We start from the raw sequence: 22,823 nt of genomic DNA, 5'->3' as shown, positions 1-22,823 counted from the left end.
AAACGGTTGCCATAGAGAAAGGATCGAGAGATATGTTTGGTTTTTCTGTTTTTATGAATGAAGAATTAACACAAGAAATGTTTGATTATATTGAAGAAATGGCACAAGCAGGCTTTAAAGGAATCTTTACGTCCATGCACATTCCCGAAGATGATGCTGCCCATTATCGGCAACGTTTATCTGTTTTAGGAAGACAGGCAAAAAAACGACAACTGGACTTGATGGTAGACATTTCTGGAGAGGCTTTACAACGGGCAGGATTTTCTTTTGAGGGCATAGAAGAATTATTGGCGTTAGGTGTAACTGGGTTGCGTATGGATTATGCCATCAGCAATCATCAAATCGCAAAACTTTCTCATCAATTAAAGATATCGTTGAATGCCAGTACCGTTTCTAAGCAAGATATCGAAGAACTACAAGCAGAACAAGCAGATTTTACAAATTTAGAAGCATGGCATAACTATTATCCACGACCAGAAACAGGGTTGGAAAGACATTGGTTTGAGAAAAAAAATCAGTGGCTCAAGCAGGCTGGATTCACGGTGCAAGCCTTTGTACCCGGGGATGCGCACCTTCGCGGCCCGTTATTTGCCGGCTTACCAACTTTGGAAGAACACCGCTATCAACATCCTTTGGCCAGCGCCTTGGCGATGAAGTCAGTTGGTTCCGTTGATTTGATTTACATCGGGGATGGTGGGTTAACTCAAAAAACAAAGGAACAATTCAAACGGTTTCAAGAAGAGGAAACGATTTTATTGCATGTGGAAGATGCAGGGACGAATTATTTTAACTATATTTTAGGTGCTCATGAGAATCGGCGAGATGAAGCGCGAGATGTAATTCGCAGTGCAGATGCACGTTTTCGGGAAGTGCCATTGATAACCCAACAAAACACAGTGAAAAGAACCTGTGGCAGTGTGACTATTGATAATGATAAATATTTACGATATATGGGAGAAATTCAAATTTGCAAGAATGAATTGCCGCAAGATGAAAAAGTAAATGTTGTCGGTAGAATAATTCCCGAAGATTTACCACTGATCCAGCAAATCAAAGCTGGTACAAATTTTTATTTAGAAAGAGTAGATGACTATGGAAAAAATTAATTTAGATAATTTAACAACAGAACGAAGAAATCAAGAGACATTTGGTTTGGATGAAATGACGGTAGCGCAAGCTTGTCAAAAAATGAATGCAGAAGATCAGAAAGTTCCGTTAGCTGTTGAAAATGAATTAGCAAGTATTCAAGCAGTAGTTGAAGAAACCATCAAAGCCTTCAACAATGGGGGGCGACTGATTTATATGGGTGCCGGAACGAGTGGGCGGCTGGGAGTTTTAGATGCAGCCGAATGTGTGCCGACCTTTGGGGTTGATCCAAGTATGGTGGTCGGATTGATTGCCGGTGGAGAAAAAGCAATGACCTTAGCAGTCGAAGGGGCAGAAGATTCCAAAGAATTAGGTGGTGAAGATTTAAAAAATCTGGCACTTACGAAAAATGATTTGGTAATCGGGATTGCCGCTAGCGGCCGCACACCGTATGTGATCGGTGGGTTGGATTATGCAACGACTATCGGTGCAACAACAGCTACGATTTCCTGTAACAAAAATGCAGAAATTTCTAAACATGCCCAATTTCCTATTGAAGTAGATTGTGGACCGGAATTTCTAACTGGATCAACACGATTGAAATCAGGTACAGCCCAAAAACTGATCTTGAATATGATTTCGACAATCTCTATGATCGGTATCGGAAAAGTTTATAATAATCTGATGGTTGATGTGAAGCCGACAAATGAAAAATTGGTTGAACGCTCCAAACGAATCATTATGCAGGCGACAGAAGTTGATTATGACACGGCAGCAAAATATTTTGAAGCGGCAGAACAAGACGTTAAATTGGCAATTGTTATGATTTTAACCAACAGCAGTAAAACCGAAGCAGCAGCCAAACTGAAGGATGCCAACGGTTTTGTGAAAAAAACAATGGAAGGAGAATAAAAAATGGCAAAAGAAGAATTATCATTAGAAGAATTGGCAAAAGAAATTTATAAAGGTGTCGGCGGCATGGGGAACGTTGAAAATGTGACTCATTGTATGACTCGGGTCAGAATGTCAGTACGGGATCAATCTTTAGTCAATGATGAATCATTGAAAAAAATTCCTGGGGTTCTTGGTGTAGTGGATGATGAACAACTCCAAGTAATCATCGGACCAGGAAAAGTTAATAAAGTAGCAAAAGAGATGGCAGATCAGGCGGGTGTTCAATTAGGAGAAACAATCCCTGTTCATACCAGCGGAAAAGATGCAGTAAATGCCAAAGCAGCCGAAGTAAAAGCAGCTCAAAAAGCACGACAAAAGAAATCACCTATAAAAGCAATTTTAAAAGATATTTCTAATATATTCGTACCAATGATTCCAGCATTTGTTGGTGCTGGGTTAGTTGCTGGTATTGCTTCCATCTTGGCAAATAATGTCACTGCAGGAAATTTAGATGCAGCAACATGGCAACAATATATTGACGTGTTGAATATTTTGAAAAATGGGTTGTTTACTTATTTAGTTATCTATACTGGGATCAGCGCGGCACAGGTTTTTGGTGCGACACCTACCCTTGGTGGGGTAATTGGTGCCGTAGTTACATTGACCGGAATGAATCCAGAAGCACCCCTTACAAATTTGTTTACTGGACAACCATTGATTGCACAACAGGGCGGGATTTTAGGTGTAATCTTTGCAGTTTGGTTACTGGCACAATTGGAAAAACGTCTGCATCATATTGTACCAGAATCAATTGATATTATTGTGACACCAACTCTTTGTTTATTGATTATCGGATTAGCAGAAATTTTCTTGATTATGCCACTTGCTGGATTTATATCAAATAGTCTAGTTGGGGCAATTAATTGGGTCGTAGAAGTGGGTGGAGCGTTCTCTGGTTTTGTTTTGGGTGCAACCTTCTTACCATTGGTTATGTTTGGTTTGCATCAAATTTTGACACCAATTCATGTACAAATGATCGAAGCAACCGGTAGCACACAATTATTGCCAATTTTGGCAATGGCTGGTGCAGGACAAGTTGGTGCAGCCTTGGCATTGTGGATTCGCCTACGTAAAGATAAAGAATTGAGTGAAATGATTAAAGGTGCATTGCCAGTCGGAATTCTAGGAATCGGTGAACCATTGATTTATGGTGTGACACTCCCTCTAGGAAAACCGTTCATCACTGCTTGTATCGGTGGTGGTGTCGGTGGTGCGATTATCGGTGCAATCGGCAGTGTTGGTGCAATCGCCATCGGTCCTTCCGGTGTTGCCTTGGTTCCGTTAATTGCTGATGGCCGCTGGTGGGGATATGTTTTAGGTTTACTTGGTGCATATGTCGGTGGATTTATCGCTACTTATTTCTTTGGTATTCCTAAAGATAGACAAGCAGCAGTTGAAACAGTTGAAACAAATGAAAATAAAGCAAGTGAAAATGAAAAACCAGTAGTCTCTGCAGGAACAACCGAATTATTTGCTGTTGTTAAAGGTATTGTAAAACCAATCACAGAATCTACAGACAGCGTTTTTTCCCAAAAAATGATGGGCGATGGGTTTTTAGTAATACCGGAAAATGGAACGATTTATTCACCAGTTGAAGGTGTCGTTTCTTCCATTTTTCCAACAAAACATGCAGTTGGTATTCAAACAACAACTGGATTGGAAATTTTACTTCATATGGGTGTCAACACAGTGGAGTTAGAAGGAAAACCATTTGATATCAAAGTTTCTGAAGGGCAAAAAGTAACACCGACAACGATTATTGCTGAAGTAGATTTAGCAGCAATCAAACAAGCCGGCAAAGAAACCGATATGTTAGTGATTATTACCAATATGGATGCGGTAGCTAGCAATGTGCTGGAAACAACTGGATCGGCTGAACCTAACACTCCTGTTATGTCAGTAAAAACGGTATAAATAAAAGGTCAGTGATAGAAAGTAGTAAATAAAATAATCCGAACAATAGTCAGAAAAATTCCGAACAGTTGCACTATTGCAACAAGGGTCAGTACCCGTAGGAATCATCGCGCTATCGTCCGGGTTATTTCTTTTCTAATACAATTTTGTCAAAATATTTTATGCTATAATTAATGGAAAATAGACTGGAATAAGGTGAAGACATGAGTGTTATTTCTCGCATTGAAAGTATCCAAAGTGAGCTTTCTGCTTCAGAAAAAAAACTTTTTCATTATATCAAAAAAAATCCTGAAAAAGTCCCATCCATGACGGCAGAGCAGTTGGCGATGGCAACAAAAATCAGTGCACCAACCGTTGTCCGATTTACCAAAAAAATTGGGTATCAGAGTTTGACTGATTTCAAAATTCAATTATCGACAGAAATTCATCAACCGATCCATTCCACTGGATATTCAGACGTTGATCCAAATGAGTCAATCGAAATTTTGAAAGCGAAAATGAGTCACAATGCACAAATTACGATTCAAGAAACGGCAGATATCCTTAGTGAAGAAGTGTTACTAACAGCTATTTCACTGCTAGAAAAAAAAGAAAAAATCTTTTTAGCCGGAATCGGTGCTTCCGAATTGGTTGCAGAAGATATTTTGCAAAAATGGGGACGGATTGGTAAGACTGTACGGATTGAAAATGACTATAATAACTTGCTTCCCCACCTTATTAATAATCAAGAGAACTCAGTCTTGTGGTTGATTTCCAATTCTGGACTCACACCTGAGATTGTCCGCTATGCAGAGTATGCAAAAAAAATAAAAATTCCAGTTATTTCCTTAACGCGTTTTGGAAATAATCCATTATCTAAACTGGCAGACGTAGCCATTCAAGTTTCTCGTCCGAAAGAGACAGATCGGCGAAGTGCTGCCACCAATTCGATTATCGCTCATTTTTTAGCAGTGGATATTTTGTTTTATCTATTTATTAGTCGTAACAATGAAAACGCAGATAAAATTTATCGTTCTCGAGAAGTAATCAAAGAATTTCGGGAGGATTTTCTTTGAACCGCAGAATCCTACAATTCCCGTGAAAACAGATGAATACCAGCAAGAAAAACTTGCTTTTTTTCAACGAATCAAGTAAAGTAAACTTGTGTATTATGCACCACCTGTCACTTGGTTTGGCGAATCACCAACGCGATACTCAGTCATAGGGAGAATTTTTTAGGAAGAGGTGAAAAACATGGCAATTTCAAAAGAACGTAAAAATGAAATCATCAAACAATACGCCCGTCATGAAGGAGATACTGGTTCTCCAGAAGTACAAATCGCTGTATTGACTGAAGATATCAACCACTTGAATGAACACGCACGCGTTCATAAAAAAGACCACCATTCTTATCGTGGACTTATGAAAAAAGTTGGTCACCGTCGTAACTTGTTAGCTTACTTACGTAAAACTGACGTTCAACGTTACCGCGAACTGATCCAAGCTTTAGGATTACGTCGTTAATCAAAACGCTAAAAGTGAGATTCACACGAATCTCACTTTTTTTGCTACGAATTTGTTTTTTCGATTCTAGTCTGTGGTGAAGGACGGAATGAAAAATAACTACAAAAAAAGCATTCTGTGAATCGTGGTACGGCTTACTACTAACCAAATGAAAGAAGTGAAAGTGTCACTGTTTTCATTTGTTTAGTAGCAGCCCGCTGTTCACAGGGAAGGAGCATTTATGACAAAGCAAGTATTTAAAACAACTTGGGGCGGACGTCCCTTGGAAGTAGAAGTTGGTCAATTAGCCAAGCAGGCAAATGGTGCCGTATTAGTTCGTTATGGCGATACCGTCGTATTAAGTGCCGCTGTTTCCTCAAAAGAAGCAAAAGACACAGACTTTTTCCCACTGACAATCAACTATGAAGAAAAAATGTATGCTGTCGGTAAAATTCCTGGAGGATTTATCAAACGGGAAGGCCGCCCAAGCACAGAAGCAACATTGACTGCTCGTTTGATCGATCGTCCGATTCGACCAATGTTTGCCGAAGGATTTCGTAATGAAGTACAAGTAACTAATATCGTGATGAGCGTGGAACAAGATTGTTCTCCAGCGATGGCAGCGATGTTAGGGTCATCATTGGCATTATCAATTTCAGATATTCCTTTTGACGGACCAATCGCCGGCGTTGAAGTTGGTCGTGTGAACGGTGAATATATTTTGAACCCCACCGTTGAACAAGATGGCGTGTCAGATATCAATTTGACAGTTGCCGGAACGAAACAAGCCATCAATATGGTAGAATCCGGTGCACAAGAAGCTTCAGAAGAAGAAATGCTGGGAGCATTGCTCTTTGGCTTTGATGCTATCAAAGAATTGGTGGCTTTCCAAGAAGAAATCAAAGCAGCAGTCGGCAAAGAAAAAATGACAGTAACTTTACTACAAGTCGATGAACAATTGAAAAAAGATGTTTATGAAGTATATTACCCAATCATGAAAACTGCCGTACTGACAGAAGAAAAATTAGCACGGGAAGATGAAATTGAAAAGGTAAAAGAAACCGTCAAGGAAGTTTATGCCGAAAAATTTGCCGGTGATGAAAATGAAGGTCAATTAACAAAAGAAATCAAACAAATTGCGGAAGATCTTGAAAAAGATGTCGTTCGTGAATTGATTACGATTGATAAAATTCGTCCTGATGGCCGTAAATTGGATGAAATTCGAGCATTGGATTCTGAAGTCGGTTTATTGCCTCGGGTTCACGGATCAGGTCTCTTCACTCGTGGACAAACGCAAGCCCTGTCTTCTTGTACCTTAGCACCCCTTGGGGAACATCAAATTATTGATGGCTTAGGCGTTCAAGATTTCAAACGGTTTATCCATCATTACAATTTCCCACAATTTTCTGTTGGGTCAACCGGTCGTGCCGGTTCTCCAGGTCGTCGTGAAATTGGTCATGGTGCATTAGGTGAACGAGCATTGGCACAAGTGATTCCATCAGAAGAAGATTTCCCTTACACAATCCGTTTAGTTGCAGAAGTATTGGAATCAAATGGTTCCTCTTCACAAGCAAGTATCTGTGCGGGAACTTTGGCATTAATGGATGCAGGTGTCCCAATCAAAGCACCTGTAGCTGGTATTGCAATGGGACTTGTTTCCGATGGCGAAAATTATACGATTTTAACGGATATCCAAGGACTAGAGGACCATTTAGGCGACATGGACTTTAAGGTTGCCGGAACAAAAGACGGTATCACTGCGTTGCAAATGGATATCAAAATCCAAGGAATTACAGAACAAATCTTAAAAGAAGCTTTGGCACAAGCGAAAAAAGCTCGGATGGAAATTTTGGCACAATTAACATCAACTCTTGCTGAACCACGGAAAGAATTGAGCCAATACGCACCGAAAATCGAAATGATCCAAATCGAACCTGCCAAAATCAAAGATGTTATTGGTAAAGGCGGCGACACGATCAACGGAATCATTGAAGAAACAGGCGTTAAAATCGATATCGATCAAGAAGGAAATGTTTCGATCGCTTCAGCAGATGCTGAAATGATCAAAAAAGCCATCAAGATCATTGAAGATTTAACCAAAGAAATCAAAGTCGGTGAAGTTTACTTAGGTAAAGTTGTCCGCATTGAAAAATTTGGCGCTTTTGTCAACTTGATCAAAGGAAAAGACGGATTGGTTCACATTTCCCAATTGGCAAATGAACGGGTCAACAAAGTCGAAGACGTCGTGAAAGAAGGCGACGAAATCCTTGTGAAGGTAACAGAAATTGACAAGCAAGGACGGGTAAACCTTTCCCGCAAAGCATTGTTGAAGGAAGAAAATAAAGACGAGAAGTAAAATAGGAAAGAGATGGTGCAATCAAGTGCCATCTCTTTTTTTCTGTTTTCTTCTACCCTCCTACGCACTCCATCACCAAATCTGTGAAAGAAAAATTCCAAAAAATAGTCATCAGCATCCAAGATTTTGGAAAAAACCACGACTGTTATTATGGTATTTTTTTTTATGAGAGGTGAAAAAAATGTTTGACTGTTTATTAGAAGAAAGAGATCGGGTGTTAGTGAAAGTTTATCAAAAGTTGGCAGTGGAGAAAAAGTATTCTCTGGAAGATGCCGCCAGTGAGTGCCAGCATCCGGTCCGCTACATACGAGAAACTGTTAATGACTGGAGAGATAGTGGAAGTCATCTGCAAATCGGAATTGATGTGATAATCAAAAAAGAACATTTAGTGCTACAAAAGGCGACGGACTTTGATGACCGGTATTTTTTTGCCTTCTTACTCAAGCGGAGTATCAAAATACAGCTCTTAGAAAAATTATTGGAACATCCATCTTGGGGTGTGAGGGATCTTGAGAAGACGCTCTATCTGAGTCCAAAAATCATTCGCCGGCATTTTCATGAATTAGGCAAGCTGTTTAAATGGTACGGATTGACTGCCAGTTTTAAGAAACAGCCGGTTATTTGTGGCGCAGAGGCACAGCAACGTTTCTTTCGATTTCATATCCGGTTGCTGTTAGAACCACCAAAAATGCCAATCACGCCAGCTGCCTATTTTCAAATACTTGAAGAAATCAGTCGGAAACGGCGGCAACAAGGATATGCCATCGATCCAAACTGGTTTGATCGGAAGTTTATCAGCCAAATAAACGGGATTCCTGATTTTGAAATAAATGAACGAGGTTTTTGTTTTTTATGGCGGCAGTTGTTGGGAGTAGAAGAGATTTGGCCAATGGGAATCAGTGATGAATTGCTAGGTGAGCAAAAAATCTATCCTCTCGATCAGCGTTATTCGTCCCGGAGAATTCGACAAAAAATCCTGCAAGATATTTTTCGCTTGCATTTGTTGTGCTACTTATTCAAAGGACCGTGTATCCACCAGCTCGCCCCCTTAAAAACATCACAAAAAAATCAGCAATTACTGACAGCCCTCAACGAACTTCTACCCTATCACGCACAATTATTGGTGAATCATCCAGAATTAGAGCTCGCCTATGAGACGGTTTTTCAACAACACCTTGAAAAATGAATCACGATAATGCAGAACAAAAAAATTCCAGCCAATAACATGACTGGAATTTTTTTAATTTGTTTCACTAGGCAATAAAATTGTTTGTCTGGTGCCATCATCATAAGCAAAAATTTCTTTTGGCAGGTCGGATGAATAAGGAAACGGCAAATCGATATCCATTTCTACCTCACTATCTTCTTGTGAAAAATGCATCGTGACTTTGCCATTTTTATTGATTAAATCAAAGGCAATCAAGTTATTTAAAGGAATCACTCCTTTTAAATCTAAATCAATAATGAACCAAATACTATCGATCAGCTCGCCGGGCATACTGGAAACAACGCCTACGGAAGCGTAACGACTGCGATTACTATCAAAGACTTCATACATTGTCCTGACCTCCTTGTAACATTATCATACTTCTATTATAGAAGAAATGAAAAAATGTTGCTCATTTGAACACTTATTTTACGATTGAGCCGCCAAAAATGCAACTAAGGAGCCAAAAGAAATTGGGTCGTTAATTAAATTTTAATCAACGACCCAATTTCAGGTAAAAAGAGTTAAACTAGTTTTCGTTTGTTATTCTGCTTCTGTTGAACCGATGACTTCTGGTTCAGCTGCTTCAGCAGTATCGTCTTCAGAAACTTCTTGTGCTTCCGTGATAGAAAGAACTTGTTCATCTGCATCTGTGACGATTGTGTAATCTTCATGACTTGGCAATTCTGCAACAGTCAAGGTACTGCCGATTTCAAGTGGTGTCACGTCTACTTCGATACGTTCTGGTAATTTATCAGGGGTTGCAGAAACCACAACAGTGTATAATGTTTGGTTCAAGACGCCGCCTGCTTTCACACCGGCTGCTTCGCCGACAAGCAAGATTTCTGCTTCTACTTCAGTTACTTCAGACATGTTTACTGACAAGAATTCGATATGGGTCAAATGTCTGTTAAAAGTGTCTGCTTGTGTTTGTTTTACTAGAGTATTGACTGTTTTTCCATCTAACTCCATTTTGATTACTGCATTTGCGCCATGTTCCCGCAAAATCTTGTCTAAGTCACGCGCAACAACAGAAATCGGTGTGCTTTCCACTTGATAACCGTTTACTACTGCGGGGACTTTTCCTTCGTGACGCAATTGATTACGCAACGAACGGGGACGAACTTCTCTCTTACTTACTTCTAATGATACTGCCATAACTTAATTCCTCCTAAAATTTTTCTGTCTGACGACATTCATTTTAAAAGCAAATCTCGCTAGTCTGCACATTGAGTGGTACGTGAGAACACGCAAAAGGGTAGCCGAAATACAGCTACCCAAGAAAGTTTTGGTTCAACTTTTCTCCACCAGGTCATAACGCTGTGTAGAAGAACTTTATTTACTTTACTCTCTAACCATAGGACGAATAATGAATTAAGTCAAGGATTTCGCAGATTTTGTGTTTTGCTGAGAATAAATTCGCGCTATAATGTGTCAGAAAGGAAAAAAGCGATGCGTTTAGACAAATTGATTGAAAAAGAGCTGAAAACCAGCCGTAAAGAGATGAAGCGGCTTTTTTTACTGGGTAAAGTAAGCGTTGACGGTCAGATTCAACGACGGGAAGCCCGCAATGTGGACAGTGATCTCCATCAGATTTTAGTGGATGGCAAGTCATTGGCGACGGATGAGGCCTATTATTTGGTAAATAAACCACAGGGCATCGTAACAGCTAACCAGGATGCACAGCACCAGACAGTTTTGGATTTACTTGCTGAAGCTGATCGCCGAGAAAAATTAGCTGCAGTAGGACGTTTGGATCGTGATACGGAAGGTCTGGTTTTTTTGACGACAAACGGACAATTGGCTTACGAATTACTTCATCCGGTAAAAAAAGTGACAAAATGTTATGAAGCAACAGTCAATGGACGGGTGACACAGGAAGATCAGCAGGCATTTCAACAAGGCATCGTGTTTCATGACGGGACCATTTGCCAACCCGCAGAATTAACGATTCTTTTTGCTTCTGATGAAAAAAGTACCATTCGCTTGGCTATCCAAGAGGGAAAATTTCATCAAGTGAAAAAAATGTTTTTGGTTCGTGGAAAAAAAGTGGTCTTTTTAAAACGGACGGCGATTGGACCGCTACGGTTGCCTGAAACTCTCGCACTGGGAAAGTATCGTCGGTTGACCGTGGCAGAATTGCAACAATTGACCCCCTATTTTCGTTAAAAGGAGAAAAAAATGAAATATAAAAATTTATTGTTTGATGTAGATGACACGTTATTGGATTTTCAAGCGGCAGAAAATGAGGCGCTAAAGGCGTTGTTCCAAGAAGAAGGCTTGCAACTGACACCGGCGATCAAGACAAGCTACCAAGCATTGAACCATCAGCTATGGCAAGAATTTGAACAAGGCAAACGTCAGCGAGATGAAGTCGTCAATCAACGCTTCAGCCTGTTGTTTCAACAATTTGGCAAGCGAGTGGATGGGACAAAAATGGAAAGCCATTACCGTCAATTTCTCAATCAAGGACATCAACTGCTGGGAAACAGCCGGGAAATCATCGCTGATTTAGCAGATAAAGCAGAATTATATATCGTGACGAACGGGGTTTCTGCTACGCAATATCAACGGCTGACGGATGCAAAACTTTTGCCTTATTTCAAAAATGTATTTGTTTCTGAAGATACCGGCTTCCAAAAACCCATGAAGGAATATTTTGATTTTGTTTTTGAGCGAATCCCGCAATTTGAGAAAAAAGAAACCGTCATTATCGGTGATTCTTTGACTTCGGATATTGAAGGGGGGATTCAAGCCGGGATCGATACGATTTGGTTGAATCCTGCAAAAGCGGCGGCTTCCATTGCGCCGACGTATCAAATCAGCAAGCTGGATGAGATTTATACGATTTTAGCGGAATAGATTCACGAGAAAGCATAGTATTTTCTTGGATTTTCGCTATAATAATAGCTAGTATAAAATGAAAGAGGTTTTCTTTAATGACGAAAAACAAGCCGATTATAATAGGAGTGACTGGTGGCTCTGGCAGTGGTAAAACCAGTGTTAGCCGAGCAATCTTTAATAATTTTCCTAATCATTCCATTATGATGCTTGAACAAGATTCTTATTATAAGGATCAAAGCCATCTAGCGTTTGAAGAACGATTGAACACGAATTACGATCATCCCTTTGCTTTTGATACGGATTTGTTAATTGAACACTTAGAAAAATTATTAAAATATGAAGCAATTGAAAAACCCGTCTACGATTACGTTGCCCACACCCGCAGTACAGCAACAGTGATTCAAGAACCAAAAGAAGTGATTATTTTGGAAGGTATTTTGATTTTAGAAGATGAACGTTTGCGGAATTTGATGGATATTAAATTGTATGTCGATACTGACGATGATATCCGTATCATTCGCCGAATTAAGCGGGACATGGAGGAACGGGGACGGACGCTGGACTCTGTCATTGAACAATACCTTTCCGTGGTGAAACCCATGTACCATCAATTTATCGAACCGACAAAACGCTATGCAGATGTTATCGTTCCAGAAGGTGGCGAAAACCACGTGGCCATCGATTTGATTACGACAAAAGTTGCTACTTATCTGAAATAAAAAACGGAAATCAAAGAATTTTTCTTAGGAGAAATTTTTTGGTTTTTAATTTTGAAAAAAAGATGACAGTATATACTCAATAGTATATACTGTAAGCGTATTCTTTAGGAGGTCGTCATGAATCAACAAATTATTCATAAACTTGGGATTGCTGCTGCGTATGCTTTTTTATCCTCTGTCGCATTAAACTTTTTTTGGCTGCCAGGAAAAATCTATGCCAGCGGAATCACGGGACTTTCGCAATTGTTGTCGGAACTGTTAGCTGATCGACTGCAAATCACATTATCAATTCCAACACTTGTCTTACTTTTTAATCTACCATTGCTAGTAATAGCTTGGCGGAGGATCGACCGTTCCTTTACAATCTACACGATTTTTGCTGTTCTACTCACTTCCTTTATGATGAAAATCATTCCTGTGTATCCTTTGACGACTGACCCGGTTATTTGCGGGATTTTTGGTGGGGCACTGCATGGATTATCAGTAGGGTTGACATTAAATAGCGATTTTTCTACTGGTGGACTGGATATTATTGGTATACTAGTAAAAAAAGCGACGAAAAGAAGTATCGGTTCTTTTTTTATTGTCTTTAATATTTGTTTACAATTTTTTGCTGGATGGATCTATGGGTGGCAATATGCTTTTTACAGTGCATTGTCCTTTTTTATTAGCGGTCAGATGGTAGATTATGTGAACGCAAAGCAAAAACGGGTGCAGTTGATGATTGTAACAGAATCACCCATTGCATTGACTGCAAGTTTGCAGACTTCGATTCAACGAGGAATCACGGTCATCAATGATGTAGAAGGTGCCTTTGATCATCATGAAAAGAAATTATTGTTGCTGGTAATATCCCAACGAGAATTGAAAATGGTCAAACAACTGATTCATCAAGTCGATGAAAAAGCTTTTATCAGCATTGCACCGGGTGTTAGTACGAACCGAACTTTTTTTGAGTGGTAGGAGAGAACAAAATGAGAAATAAAACAATTTTTTTGACAATTGCCAACGAATTACAAAAACGAATCAATGACGGAACTTACGTGACCAGCCAAAAACTGCCCTCTGAGTATGATCTTGCCGCAGAATTTGGAGTTAGCCGGTTGACTGTTCGTAAAGCGATTGACAGCTTGATCGGTCAGAATATCTTGGTTAAGGAAAAAGGTAAGGGAACCTATGTGATGAAACAGCCAAAAATCCAAAGCGGCAGTGGTGGGTTGTATGGTTTTACAGAAGCGGCAAAACGACAAGGAAAACAGTCAAAAACGGAAATTCTGACCTGTGAAATCACAGAAAAACTGCCGGAAAAAGTGAAACAAGCTTTTGGAAAATATGCGAATGAAAAAGTGATTCATTTGGTTCGTCGCCGTTTTTTGGAGGAGGAACCAATGACAATCGAAAACATTTACGTTTTGCAGCGATATTTAAAGGATTCTTCCATTGAACAGCTAGAGGAAGGTTCTTTGTTTTCAGAAATCGAAAAAAATATTGAAATCGGCTACTCTCATCAAGAAGTTGCAGCGATCCTAGTGACAGAAGACATGAACAAATTGTTGGAGGTAGAGAAAGGACAGCCGCTGCTGTTGGTTCATTCTCTGACATATTCTCCTTCTGCAAAACCGATTTTGTATGATACATCTTTCTATCGAGCAGATAAATATACCTTCAAAAATACCCTACAACGAAAACACTAGAAGAAAAAGGTGAAAAAAATGGACGAAATCAAAACGATGGTGGAACAAAACTGGGAAGGTTTTTTGCAAGATCTCCAGCAGGTTATGCAGGTGCCCAGCGTAAAAGGTGAACCGAAAGAACAGGCACCTTACGGAATTTATCCTAGAAAAGTGTTGTCTTTGGTATTGGAAATGGCAGAAAATGATGGGTTTACGACAACGACTATCGATGATGCAATCGGCTATCTTCAATGGGGGGAAGGGTCAGAATATATCGGTATCTTAGGACATTTGGATGTGGTTTCTGCCGGTGAGGGCTGGGATTATCCTCCATTTGATTTGACGGAAGATGATGGGGTGCTTTATGGTCGGGGAATCTTAGATAATAAAGGCCCGATTATGAGTTGTTTTTATGGATTGAAATTGTTAAAGGATAGTGGTATTCAACCCAAAAAACCGGTGCGTATTATATTTGGAACGGACGAAGAAAGCGGTATGTCTGACGTTCCTCATTATTTAAAGTCAGAACAGCCACCAACATTTGGCTTCACCCCCGATTGCAAGTACCCGGTGGTCTATGGGGAGCGGGGGATTGTGAATGTGCGGATTACCACTGATTTTGAGAAGGGGGAATTAGCAAATCTGGGAGAATTTATTGGCGATCAAGCGCGGGATCACGTCCCGGATAAACTGTCGGTGTTGGTTGACGAAACAAAAATTTCGGTAGAAGGAGTACGGGCTCCTAGCAATGCACCTGAAATGGGAAAGAATGCAATCACATTATTGGCTCGTCGCTTAAAAACTAACCAACAGCTTTCTGTGAAAACGCGGGCGTATTTTGACTGGTTATTTACACATTTCCACGAACAGCATACCGGAGAAGGGATTGATTTAGCGTTGGAAGATGAAGATTCTGGTAAATTGATGTTGACACCGGTTATTCTTTCCAAAAACGAAAATCAGCTACAATTGGAAATTGCTTTTCGCTATCCGGTTTCTTTTCAGGAAGAAGAGATAGTTTCGGGAATCACCACAGTTATTCCTGCGCATTCGACAGTTGAAGTGGTTCGAAGTGTTCCCGGCATCAATTTAAATAAAGATCGTTCAGAAATTCGTTTACTGGGAAATATTTATCAAGAAATCACTGGAAACGATGGAACGCCTGTGACAACGACGGGTGGCACCTATGCGCGAAAATTACCGAATATTGTCGCCTTTGGCCCTTCTTTTCCCGGACAAAAAGGAATCGCTCATAATAAAAATGAATGGATGACAGTTGCGGATTTAAAAACCAATATGGAAATTTATATGCGTAGTATTCTTGCGTTGATTCAATGATAAATGGCGTTCATGGAAAAATTTTTCGATGGACGTCATTTTAGTATAGACATTATGGTATATACTATATATAATGCTAATGTAAGCGCTGCATACAAAAGATCTATTGTTTTATATTTAGTAAGAAAGCTGATAGGAATGGAATCCTAGCTGAGTATATTGACAGAAAGTGCAGTCCATTAAAACGAAAAAGGAGCTCATATTATGTGGGGAATTATTGCAACATGGCGGATGGCGCACGATGGTGTTTTGGCTGCCAAAAAATTATTGCTGGAAAAACAAACGGCAGGGGATGCCGTTGAAACGGCGATCAAAAAAGTAGAGGACTATCCCTACTATAAATCAGTGGGGTACGGCGGGTTGCCGAATGAAAAAGGAATTCTGGAAATGGATGCCGCTTTTATGGATGGCAATACGTTTGAAATCGGTGCCGTAGCCGGTATTGTAGACATTAAAAATCCTATCGCAGTCGCAAGAAAACTAAGCAAAGAAAAATTCAACAGTTTCCGAATCGGTGCAGGTGCATCGAACTATGCCAAAGAAGAAGGCTTTGAAGAAAAAGTGATGCTGACTGAACGGGCAAAAACGATTTGGGAAAAACGAGTAGAGGAGGTCACCAAAAATCATCTAAATCCTTATGATGGACATGATACGGTAGGAGTCGTTGCGTTGGATCAATTAGCAGGAATGGCTGCCGGAACTTCAAGCTCTGGTTTATTTATGAAAAAAAGCGGACGAGTCGGCGATTCTCCTCTTTCAGGTTCTGGATTTTATGTAGACAGTGAAATCGGCGGAGCTGCTGCAACTGGGTTAGGAGAGGATTTGATGAAAGGGTGTCTGTCCTATGAAATTGTTCGTTTGATGAGTGAAGGCTGCACACCGCAAGAAGCATGTGACCAAGCCGTATACGGATTTAGTGAGCGGTTAAAAAAACGATATGGAAAAGCTGGTGCCTTTTCTTTAATCGCATTGAATAAGGAGGGACAATGGGGCGTTGCCACAAATGTTGAATTTACATTCAGCGTCGCAACCGAAAAAACGGCAGCCGCAATTTTCATCGCACATCCCGGTGAAAATCAGACAACTGTGATTGAACCAATCACACAGGAATGGCTGGATGCGTATGAAAAACGAATCAAAGCACCGGTTTAGAAATGGTTGTAATTATTTTGTTATTTTTTAGAAAGAAGGGAAAAATATGTTTGGTAAATTAGAAGATGTTTTAATGCCGTTAGCAGTAAAACTAGGTCAAAAGGACATCTTTTTAGTCATAATTGGAATGGACGTATCAATGTCAGCCAAACTGTAGACATCCTAAAGCAAGTTAATCAACTGAAGGGTTCTCTGCCATTTGATCTTTATGTGGGCTGTACGGTTCAAGAACAAGTTGGTCTTCGAGGAGCACAGACCGCAACAAATCTTGTGCAACCAGATTTGGCAATTATTCTCGATACACAAAAGGAAATGAATTACCAAGAAATCAAAGAAAAATCAGGAACTATCGGGAGAGGTCTTTTATTAACCTATTACGATACAACTGTATTACCTAATCGGTATTTATTGCGATCAATGAAAGAAGCGTGTGAAGCACATGAAGTTTCTTATCAGCTTCATTATTCGTTGGAAGATTCTGATGCAGGTTGGATAAATAAATTGCGGACAGGCTGTCCCACGCTGCTGCTAGGATTATCTGTAAGAAATATGAATACACCAAGTCAGATTGTTTCATTGAAAGATTATCAAAGCCTAGTAAGAGGTCTTATGTTTTTCATTCAAGAATTAACTGTTGAGAAAATTCAAGCTTTTAAGGAAGAAAATAGATAGAAAAGGGGCTTGAAGAATGAAAATCAAGGATATTGATATTGAATTATTGAAAAATTTAAGTGAAGCAGACGGAATCGGCGGATGTGAAAAAGAAGTTTCGCGCATCGTAAGTAGCTATGGAAAACCCTTTTCCGATACGATCATGTATGATAATTTAGGCTCTGTCATTCTAAATAGAAAAGGAAATGGACCTAAAGTTATGTTGTCCTCACATATGGACGAAGTTGGTTTTATGGTTAAGAACATCACAAGTGAAGGATTTGTAGAACTATTGCCAATCGGTGGTTGGTGGGGACATGTAATGCCTGCACAAGAAATGCGTGTCACGACTATCACAGGTGAAAAATTTGTTGGAGTTGTTGGAAGTCGTGCGCCACACGGAATGTCTACAGAAGAAAAAGATCGAGTGATTTCAGCAAAAAATTTCTATCTGGATTTAGGTGTTGAAAATAGTGAAGCTGTTAAGAAGTTAGGAATCGATATCGGTGATATGGTAACACCCCATACGCAATTTCGCCAAATGAATAATCCCGATTATATCATGGGAAAAGCTTGGGATGATCGAGTTTGTGTTGGTGTTGGATTAGAGGTTTTAAAAAATCTAGCGTTTCTGTCATCTGAAGCAAATGTCTTTTTTGCAGCAAGTGTTCAAGAAGAAGTTGGCATTCGTGGTGCCAGAACTGCGACACACGTTATCAAACCGGATGTTGCGATTGCATTAGATGTGACAACGGCAGAAGATACTCCTTTTGATCAGGGGGGATTAACCCTTGGGGGAGGCTGTGTTCTATCTTTTTTAGATTCGTTGACCATTGCTAACCGTGGATTATTTGAAAAAATGGAGAAAATTGCCAAGCAAGAACAGCTGAATATTCGTTTTGATTTTATGACAGTAGGTGGGACAGATGCTTGTAATATTCATAAAGCGATGGATGGTGTCGTAACAATGACACTATCTATTCCAACAAGATACATGCATTCTTCTCGTTTGATTGTTCATCTGGAGGATTACCGGCAGACAATCCGTTTATTGACCAATTTTATCTGTTCATTAACTTATGAGGATCTTTCTCAGTTTAAAGAGGCGTTACATTCAAGATAAGAACCCTCTCATCACCCGTTCATCTTAAAAATGAACGGGTTTTTATTTTGTGCAACACGATGTGAAAAAGAAGTTTCGCGCATCGTAAGTGGCTATGGAACCCCTTTTCCGATACGGTCATGTATGACAATTTAAGCTCTGACATTGATTTAAAAGAGAGAAATTATTCAGAAATGAATTAATAAAATAAATTTTTTTCTTCCTGTATTAGATTTTCTAATTCTGTATCGGAAAATAGCTTACTGATTTGTAATCCTCTTTGAATTAATTCTTCGGAATGTTTAATCAACCCTTGTCTGGAAATTGATAATGCATAATAATCATATCTTTTTGTGTTTTTAGACAATATAAGGGCTTGAGTAATGGGTTTTTCTGCATAATGGTATTGTCCGTTCTGTAATAATAACAAAGATAGGTTTAAATAGATTGCGCATTTTAATGTTCTAGTTTCAGTAAAATTATCATATTTGTTTAGCTGTACAAGTAATTGATTTGCAATATGAGTTGCAGTTTCCAATGGAAATAGGTATAAACAACAATTTAATATTTTTATATCATCTAAACTCCAAAAAGAATATAGCTGTATCTCTTGCCAAATCTTTGAGATTTGTATTTTAGGAAGATAAGGTATTTCTTTTTTCGAATTATTATATAGCTCAATCTGAGAATCTAAGACTGGAATAACTAAATCAATTATCCGACTGTAGCTTTCCTTTTGAATCAAAATGCAATGATTACGAATAGAGTATAAAGTATCTATATTTTGATTTGAAAAAAGCGAAAAGAAATCTTTAATTATTTTATTCTTATTACTAAGTTCATATCCACGGCAAATATACATAAATTCATCAAAAGAGATATCAAGTCGATCTAATAATAAAATAAATGTCTCAGCAGAAGGGATTAGCTTGCCGTTTTCAAACTTTGAAAGCGTTGTTCTGGATATAATATTTTTACAAATTTTTGATTGAGTAATACCTTTACTTTTTCGTAATTCCCCAAAAAAAGAACCTAGGTTATCCATAATTAACCCTCCTTCAAAATAAAAATGTGATTATAGTTTACAAAATGATTTTTCCTCTGTCAACGTAAGATAATAACCTTACAAAAAGGGGACGTTAAACTATGTTTGATATTTTAACTGAATGGGTTATTGGTGGATAATTCTATTGAAGATGGTACCTGCGGTTTAATCATAGTATTACTAAACTATCTAAATCGACTCGAAAAAAATGATAATCATATTTATACGTATGCTCCGATTTTCAACAATATTGGATTAGATATAGGATATGGGATAAGTGGATTAACATATTTTTCAAAGGAGTTGTTGACTGCAATATCTACGGGGGAGCGTGATTAATTGAACAAGCATATGACTAGATATTTAAAGAGAGATCGTTTGAATAATTTTATTTATTGTGTCTATACGTTAGCTTTTACTATTTTCTTATCCTTATCAACGATTACAATGACATTCATGATTGATGCATTAGTAGCGTTTGATTTCGTACTAGTCGTCCAACGACTCGCCATTAATTTGGTAGTCATATCTGTTGCCTATACCTTCAGTTACTTACGAAATGTAAAAAAAGAGAGGTGCATCCAAAAAGCAATCTTCCATATCAAAATGGATATTTTAAAAAATTTGGAGGATGTTTCCTATACTGAATTTTACAAGAAGAATTATACTGACTATGCCGCTTGGCTGAGTACCGATGCGGCGATCATAGAAGACAAAGGATTCAGACAATTTTATGATGTAATTTATTGTATTTGTATGATCTTCAGTAGTTTTATCTCGCTAATTTTTTATAATGTTTGGTTTATTGTATTAAGTTTGGTTACTGCAGTCCTGATCGGCGTTATTTCTAAAAAATTCCAGACCAAAATGAATCAGCGGACCATGTATGTTTCCAAAGAAACTGAAAAAGCGGTCTCCAATTCGATCCAGCTGTTGAGAGGATTTGATATTCTCTTTTCTCTCAACAAACGGAAGCTATTGAGTCAATATTCTAGCGACAGTTTTCAACTGGTCCGAGAAGCAAAAACCGCCCAAGCGAAAACACTGCGAAAACTCTATTTCGCCCTTCAAATGTCACAGGTTGCCGGCGAGACTTCAGTGATGCTTCTTTCGGCATTTTTGGCTATCCAAAAGATCATCCCGGTAGGAAGTGTGGTCTCGACCACGACTCTTTCCGGCAATCTATACGACACGCTAGTCCAAGCAAATACCTTATTATCAGAGATTAAATCGATTGATCCAATTTTTGACAAAATCTTCCCTGAAAGACCGTTGCCTGTAAAAAATAATCATACAAGTAGCTTCACTTTTGAAAAAGAGATTCACTTGAAAAATCTGTCTTATACTTATGACAAGAATACGACGATTGCTTTCCCGGAAATGACCTTCAGAAGAGGCGGCAAATACGCGATTGTGGGTCAAAGCGGAAGCGGGAAAAGCACGTTGTTGAATCTCTTAGCGGGATTGATCAATGAATACAACGGAGAATTTTTAGTTGATGGTCAACAGAAGAAAGAACTAGATCCCAGCGTATATCGTGAAAATATTTCTTATATTACGCAAAATCCTTATCTTTTTAATCTGAGTATCAAAGAGAATCTGCTCTTGGAAGATGACTACAGCGAAGAAGATATGCTGAGTGCCGTCACCAGATCTTCTTTCCAAGAAGATCTTCAGACATTACCTTTAGGTCTGGATACGCCGATTAAAGCTGGCGGTGCTAACCTCAGCGGCGGCCAAGTACAGCGTCTTTCGATCGCCAGAAATTTTTTACGCCTGAAAAGCATCGTAGTCATTGATGAAGGAACTGCCCACTTGGATAGCAAAAAAGCAGTGGAGATTGAAGAATATTTGTTGAACAACACGGAGCGTACTGTGATTATGGTCACGCATCAACTAAGACCAGAAATCAGCCGCTTATTGGATAAAATTTATGAGCTTTAGTTTTATATTGTTAGCGGCAGTAACCGGAGGAGAAGAGTATCGTAGTTTTATTACGACATATTCTTCCAATTATTAGCGGATTATAATAAAGAATTCCCCAAATTAAGAATCTGATTTTTCTTCCTTGGTCTAATCCTTCAGCTATGATACCCCCTAATGACTTACCAGCGATGGTTAGTACGATTGCTATTGATGATCCAACCCAAGAAGCTGCGCTCTTGCCTATATATTTTATAATTTGTTTTTCTACAGCACGAGTAATATTTCTTCTATATGCTCTTAAAACACTGACTACAGCTGAAGTCGTTTTATATGTTGCACCAATTCCTATTGCAATCATTGCAACATCGATCGCTGTAGCAATATTCCCGACTTTATTATACCAATGTTTTCCAAGTCTTACCCAATTAGGATCTGCAGTAATGGGTAAAAAATTTTCTTCGTCAAACTCAATGACCTGTGTTACTTTATTACCATCAATTTTGTAGTAAGTCGGTACAGCGTTCCCTTCTGAATCTTTCGCCCAAGGTGCTTCTATCATGTCAGTTGGTATTCCTTCACTATCAACAATAAAAATTGATCCTGTACCAGCTGCTTTGTTTTCAACAATGGAACCGTTCCTTTTGCACGAAAGTTTCTCATCCAGTTGGCAATTAGCGTAGAATTATTCATCCCAAATTGATTTGCCACTTCACGATAGGACAGATCACTTGTTTGATAGAACTCTATCGCAGCCATCTTAAATTGAACAGAATAAGTTTGATTTTGTCGTTTTCTAAGGAGCCCTTCTTCACCGAATTCTAGGTAAGCGTTCATCCATCCGCGTAACTGTTCTTTTGATTTTACCCCATATTTCTTTGATAAATACAGCGTTCCACCTTTTCCCTCAAGATATTCTTGAACGATTTTCAACTTAAATTCAAAACTATATTTAACCATAAAAATACCGACCTCCAGAAGTTAGATTTTTGGTCTAACTTTTGGGGGTCGGTTCACATACTTGGTTTAATGGTCTTTTTTTGTTTTAATCATAATTTGGCGGATTATAATGGTACAATATAAAAATACATAATGAAAAAGGCACTCTTTGGACGTATTGACCAACTAGTATAGATAAAAAAACTGGAAAAAAGTGAGAATTTCTAGATGCGGTTTTAAAACAAAGTTGGAAGTGCGAAAAGATTTTGCTAGAATGTTGCTGAGTGAACAGGATGGATCAGTAAGTGAAATTGTTAAGTTTCAGGTGAATATCCTTCCAAAATTTGCCGCTTCGATGCCAAAAGGGTCATAATGGGGTCAAAAGAAAATTTTTTTTATTTTAAAAGCAATAACTGTTATTGTTACTTGATAATTGAT

At 38.8% G+C, this 22,823-nt stretch carries 21 protein-coding genes and 1 pseudogene; 17 read left to right on the top strand and 5 right to left on the bottom strand.

The window, feature by feature from the left end; translation table 11 throughout:
• The first annotated feature begins 32 nt into the window (after positions 1 to 32).
• The 7 genes from BN1875_RS08815 (at position 33) to BN1875_RS08785 (ending at position 8,978) form a co-directional block, all read left to right on the top strand.
• Positions 33 to 1,106 (top strand): DUF871 domain-containing protein, encoded by a 1,074-nt coding sequence (locus BN1875_RS08815; protein WP_048604481.1) that lies wholly within the window; start codon positions 33 to 35, stop codon positions 1,104 to 1,106.
• A complete protein-coding gene (murQ, locus tag BN1875_RS08810; RefSeq protein ID WP_048604480.1) occupies positions 1,093 to 1,998 on the top strand; it encodes an N-acetylmuramic acid 6-phosphate etherase in 906 nt (301 codons plus the stop codon). Before BN1875_RS08815 ends, murQ begins: the two co-directional genes overlap by 14 nt.
• Before the next feature lie 3 nt (positions 1,999 to 2,001).
• Positions 2,002 to 3,954, top strand: coding sequence for a glucose PTS transporter subunit IIA (locus BN1875_RS08805; protein ID WP_048604479.1), 1,953 nt, complete (start codon positions 2,002 to 2,004; stop codon positions 3,952 to 3,954).
• Between the two features lie 203 nt (positions 3,955 to 4,157).
• On the top strand, positions 4,158 to 5,009 hold the full coding sequence (locus BN1875_RS08800) for a MurR/RpiR family transcriptional regulator (RefSeq protein WP_048604478.1): 852 nt from the start codon (positions 4,158 to 4,160) through the stop codon (positions 5,007 to 5,009).
• 178 nt (positions 5,010 to 5,187) lie between these two features.
• A complete protein-coding gene (gene rpsO, locus BN1875_RS08795; RefSeq protein ID WP_048604477.1) occupies positions 5,188 to 5,457 on the top strand; it encodes a 30S ribosomal protein S15 in 270 nt (89 codons plus the stop codon).
• Positions 5,458 to 5,677: 220 nt separating this feature from the next.
• On the top strand, positions 5,678 to 7,792 hold the full coding sequence (gene pnp / locus BN1875_RS08790) for a polyribonucleotide nucleotidyltransferase (protein ID WP_048604476.1): 2,115 nt from the start codon (positions 5,678 to 5,680) through the stop codon (positions 7,790 to 7,792).
• Positions 7,793 to 7,973: 181 nt separating this feature from the next.
• Positions 7,974 to 8,978 carry a helix-turn-helix domain-containing protein gene (locus BN1875_RS08785; RefSeq protein ID WP_048604475.1) on the top strand — a complete coding sequence of 335 codons (1,005 nt, stop codon included), beginning with the start codon at positions 7,974 to 7,976 and terminating at the stop codon, positions 8,976 to 8,978.
• Between the two features lie 54 nt (positions 8,979 to 9,032).
• Here BN1875_RS08785 and BN1875_RS08780 read toward each other — a convergent pair whose 3' ends face one another.
• Together BN1875_RS08780 and BN1875_RS08775 are read right to left on the bottom strand one after the other, a co-directional pair.
• The gene (locus BN1875_RS08780; RefSeq protein WP_048604474.1) at positions 9,033 to 9,350 is read right to left on the bottom strand and encodes a DUF960 domain-containing protein; all 318 of its coding nucleotides are present in this window, start codon (positions 9,348 to 9,350) and stop codon (positions 9,033 to 9,035) included.
• A 192-nt stretch (positions 9,351 to 9,542) separates the two neighbouring features.
• Positions 9,543 to 10,157, bottom strand: coding sequence for a 50S ribosomal protein L25/general stress protein Ctc (locus BN1875_RS08775; RefSeq protein ID WP_048604473.1), 615 nt, complete (start codon positions 10,155 to 10,157; stop codon positions 9,543 to 9,545).
• A gap of 294 nt (positions 10,158 to 10,451) precedes the next feature.
• On the opposite strand from BN1875_RS08775, the gene BN1875_RS08770 reads away from it, so the two are divergent.
• From BN1875_RS08770 to BN1875_RS08730, 9 genes are all read left to right on the top strand, one after another.
• Positions 10,452 to 11,168, top strand: a complete 717-nt coding sequence (locus tag BN1875_RS08770; RefSeq protein WP_048604472.1) for a 16S rRNA pseudouridine(516) synthase — start codon at positions 10,452 to 10,454, stop codon at positions 11,166 to 11,168.
• 12 nt (positions 11,169 to 11,180) lie between these two features.
• A complete protein-coding gene (locus BN1875_RS08765; protein ID WP_048604471.1) occupies positions 11,181 to 11,861 on the top strand; it encodes a YjjG family noncanonical pyrimidine nucleotidase in 681 nt (226 codons plus the stop codon).
• Positions 11,862 to 11,938: 77 nt separating this feature from the next.
• Complete coding sequence (gene udk, locus BN1875_RS08760; RefSeq protein ID WP_048604470.1) at positions 11,939 to 12,562, top strand: uridine kinase; 624 nt, start codon at positions 11,939 to 11,941, stop codon at positions 12,560 to 12,562.
• 117 nt (positions 12,563 to 12,679) lie between these two features.
• Complete coding sequence (locus tag BN1875_RS08755; RefSeq protein WP_048604469.1) at positions 12,680 to 13,525, top strand: YitT family protein; 846 nt, start codon at positions 12,680 to 12,682, stop codon at positions 13,523 to 13,525.
• An 11-nt stretch (positions 13,526 to 13,536) separates the two neighbouring features.
• Positions 13,537 to 14,256, top strand: a complete 720-nt coding sequence (locus BN1875_RS08750; protein ID WP_048604468.1) for a GntR family transcriptional regulator, LSA1692 subfamily — start codon at positions 13,537 to 13,539, stop codon at positions 14,254 to 14,256.
• A gap of 18 nt (positions 14,257 to 14,274) precedes the next feature.
• On the top strand, positions 14,275 to 15,573 hold the full coding sequence (locus tag BN1875_RS08745; protein WP_048604467.1) for a Sapep family Mn(2+)-dependent dipeptidase: 1,299 nt from the start codon (positions 14,275 to 14,277) through the stop codon (positions 15,571 to 15,573).
• Positions 15,574 to 15,777: 204 nt separating this feature from the next.
• Entirely contained in the window at positions 15,778 to 16,725 is a 948-nt protein-coding gene (locus tag BN1875_RS08740; protein ID WP_048604466.1) for a glycosylasparaginase, read from the top strand.
• Positions 16,726 to 16,782: 57 nt separating this feature from the next.
• Positions 16,783 to 17,397, top strand: a complete 615-nt coding sequence (locus BN1875_RS08735; RefSeq protein ID WP_082147270.1) for a zinc-binding metallopeptidase family protein — start codon at positions 16,783 to 16,785, stop codon at positions 17,395 to 17,397.
• Between the two features lie 16 nt (positions 17,398 to 17,413).
• Complete coding sequence (locus BN1875_RS08730) at positions 17,414 to 18,499, top strand: M42 family metallopeptidase (RefSeq protein ID WP_048604465.1); 1,086 nt, start codon at positions 17,414 to 17,416, stop codon at positions 18,497 to 18,499.
• A 178-nt stretch (positions 18,500 to 18,677) separates the two neighbouring features.
• On the opposite strand, the gene BN1875_RS08725 is transcribed toward BN1875_RS08730, so the two are convergent.
• Entirely contained in the window at positions 18,678 to 19,523 is an 846-nt protein-coding gene (locus tag BN1875_RS08725; RefSeq protein ID WP_048604464.1) for a helix-turn-helix domain-containing protein, read from the bottom strand.
• 378 nt (positions 19,524 to 19,901) lie between these two features.
• Here BN1875_RS08725 and BN1875_RS08720 point away from each other — a divergent pair, with 378 nt between their 5' ends.
• Positions 19,902 to 21,467 carry an ATP-binding cassette domain-containing protein gene (locus BN1875_RS08720; RefSeq protein WP_048604463.1) on the top strand — a complete coding sequence of 522 codons (1,566 nt, stop codon included), beginning with the start codon at positions 19,902 to 19,904 and terminating at the stop codon, positions 21,465 to 21,467.
• A 10-nt stretch (positions 21,468 to 21,477) separates the two neighbouring features.
• On the opposite strand, the gene BN1875_RS08715 is transcribed toward BN1875_RS08720, so the two are convergent.
• Together BN1875_RS08715 and BN1875_RS08710 are read right to left on the bottom strand one after the other, a co-directional pair.
• The gene (locus BN1875_RS08715; RefSeq protein WP_048604462.1) at positions 21,478 to 22,008 is read right to left on the bottom strand and encodes a hypothetical protein; all 531 of its coding nucleotides are present in this window, start codon (positions 22,006 to 22,008) and stop codon (positions 21,478 to 21,480) included.
• 53 nt (positions 22,009 to 22,061) lie between these two features.
• A pseudogene (locus BN1875_RS08710) lies at positions 22,062 to 22,406 on the bottom strand (transposase); the annotation flags it as partial.
• Positions 22,407 to 22,823 lie beyond the last annotated feature (417 nt).

Origin of the sequence: Enterococcus massiliensis (assembly GCF_001050095.1) — a bacterium.
Lineage (GTDB): Bacteria > Bacillota > Bacilli > Lactobacillales > Enterococcaceae > Enterococcus_C > Enterococcus_C songbeiensis.
The sequence above is the reverse complement of the archived record's forward strand: the minus strand, read 5'-3'. Positions and strand labels throughout refer to the sequence as shown.

Excerpts from the sequence above, each read along its gene's own strand:
- BN1875_RS08815 (WP_048604481.1), top strand. The coding sequence starts at position 33 with ATGTTTGGTTTTTCTGTTTTTATGAATGAAGAATTAACACAAGAAATG.
- murQ (WP_048604480.1), top strand. The coding sequence starts at position 1,093 with ATGGAAAAAATTAATTTAGATAATTTAACAACAGAACGAAGAAATCAA.
- BN1875_RS08805 (WP_048604479.1), top strand. The coding sequence starts at position 2,002 with ATGGCAAAAGAAGAATTATCATTAGAAGAATTGGCAAAAGAAATTTAT.
- BN1875_RS08800 (WP_048604478.1), top strand. The coding sequence starts at position 4,158 with ATGAGTGTTATTTCTCGCATTGAAAGTATCCAAAGTGAGCTTTCTGCT.
- rpsO (WP_048604477.1), top strand. The coding sequence starts at position 5,188 with ATGGCAATTTCAAAAGAACGTAAAAATGAAATCATCAAACAATACGCC.
- pnp (WP_048604476.1), top strand. The coding sequence starts at position 5,678 with ATGACAAAGCAAGTATTTAAAACAACTTGGGGCGGACGTCCCTTGGAA.
- BN1875_RS08785 (WP_048604475.1), top strand. The coding sequence starts at position 7,974 with ATGTTTGACTGTTTATTAGAAGAAAGAGATCGGGTGTTAGTGAAAGTT.
- BN1875_RS08780 (WP_048604474.1), bottom strand. The coding sequence starts at position 9,350 with ATGTATGAAGTCTTTGATAGTAATCGCAGTCGTTACGCTTCCGTAGGC.
- BN1875_RS08775 (WP_048604473.1), bottom strand. The coding sequence starts at position 10,157 with ATGGCAGTATCATTAGAAGTAAGTAAGAGAGAAGTTCGTCCCCGTTCG.
- BN1875_RS08770 (WP_048604472.1), top strand. The coding sequence starts at position 10,452 with ATGCGTTTAGACAAATTGATTGAAAAAGAGCTGAAAACCAGCCGTAAA.
- BN1875_RS08765 (WP_048604471.1), top strand. The coding sequence starts at position 11,181 with ATGAAATATAAAAATTTATTGTTTGATGTAGATGACACGTTATTGGAT.
- udk (WP_048604470.1), top strand. The coding sequence starts at position 11,939 with ATGACGAAAAACAAGCCGATTATAATAGGAGTGACTGGTGGCTCTGGC.
- BN1875_RS08755 (WP_048604469.1), top strand. The coding sequence starts at position 12,680 with ATGAATCAACAAATTATTCATAAACTTGGGATTGCTGCTGCGTATGCT.
- BN1875_RS08750 (WP_048604468.1), top strand. The coding sequence starts at position 13,537 with ATGAGAAATAAAACAATTTTTTTGACAATTGCCAACGAATTACAAAAA.
- BN1875_RS08745 (WP_048604467.1), top strand. The coding sequence starts at position 14,275 with ATGGACGAAATCAAAACGATGGTGGAACAAAACTGGGAAGGTTTTTTG.
- BN1875_RS08740 (WP_048604466.1), top strand. The coding sequence starts at position 15,778 with ATGTGGGGAATTATTGCAACATGGCGGATGGCGCACGATGGTGTTTTG.
- BN1875_RS08730 (WP_048604465.1), top strand. The coding sequence starts at position 17,414 with ATGAAAATCAAGGATATTGATATTGAATTATTGAAAAATTTAAGTGAA.
- BN1875_RS08725 (WP_048604464.1), bottom strand. The coding sequence starts at position 19,523 with ATGGATAACCTAGGTTCTTTTTTTGGGGAATTACGAAAAAGTAAAGGT.
- BN1875_RS08715 (WP_048604462.1), bottom strand. The coding sequence starts at position 22,008 with ATGATAGAAGCACCTTGGGCGAAAGATTCAGAAGGGAACGCTGTACCG.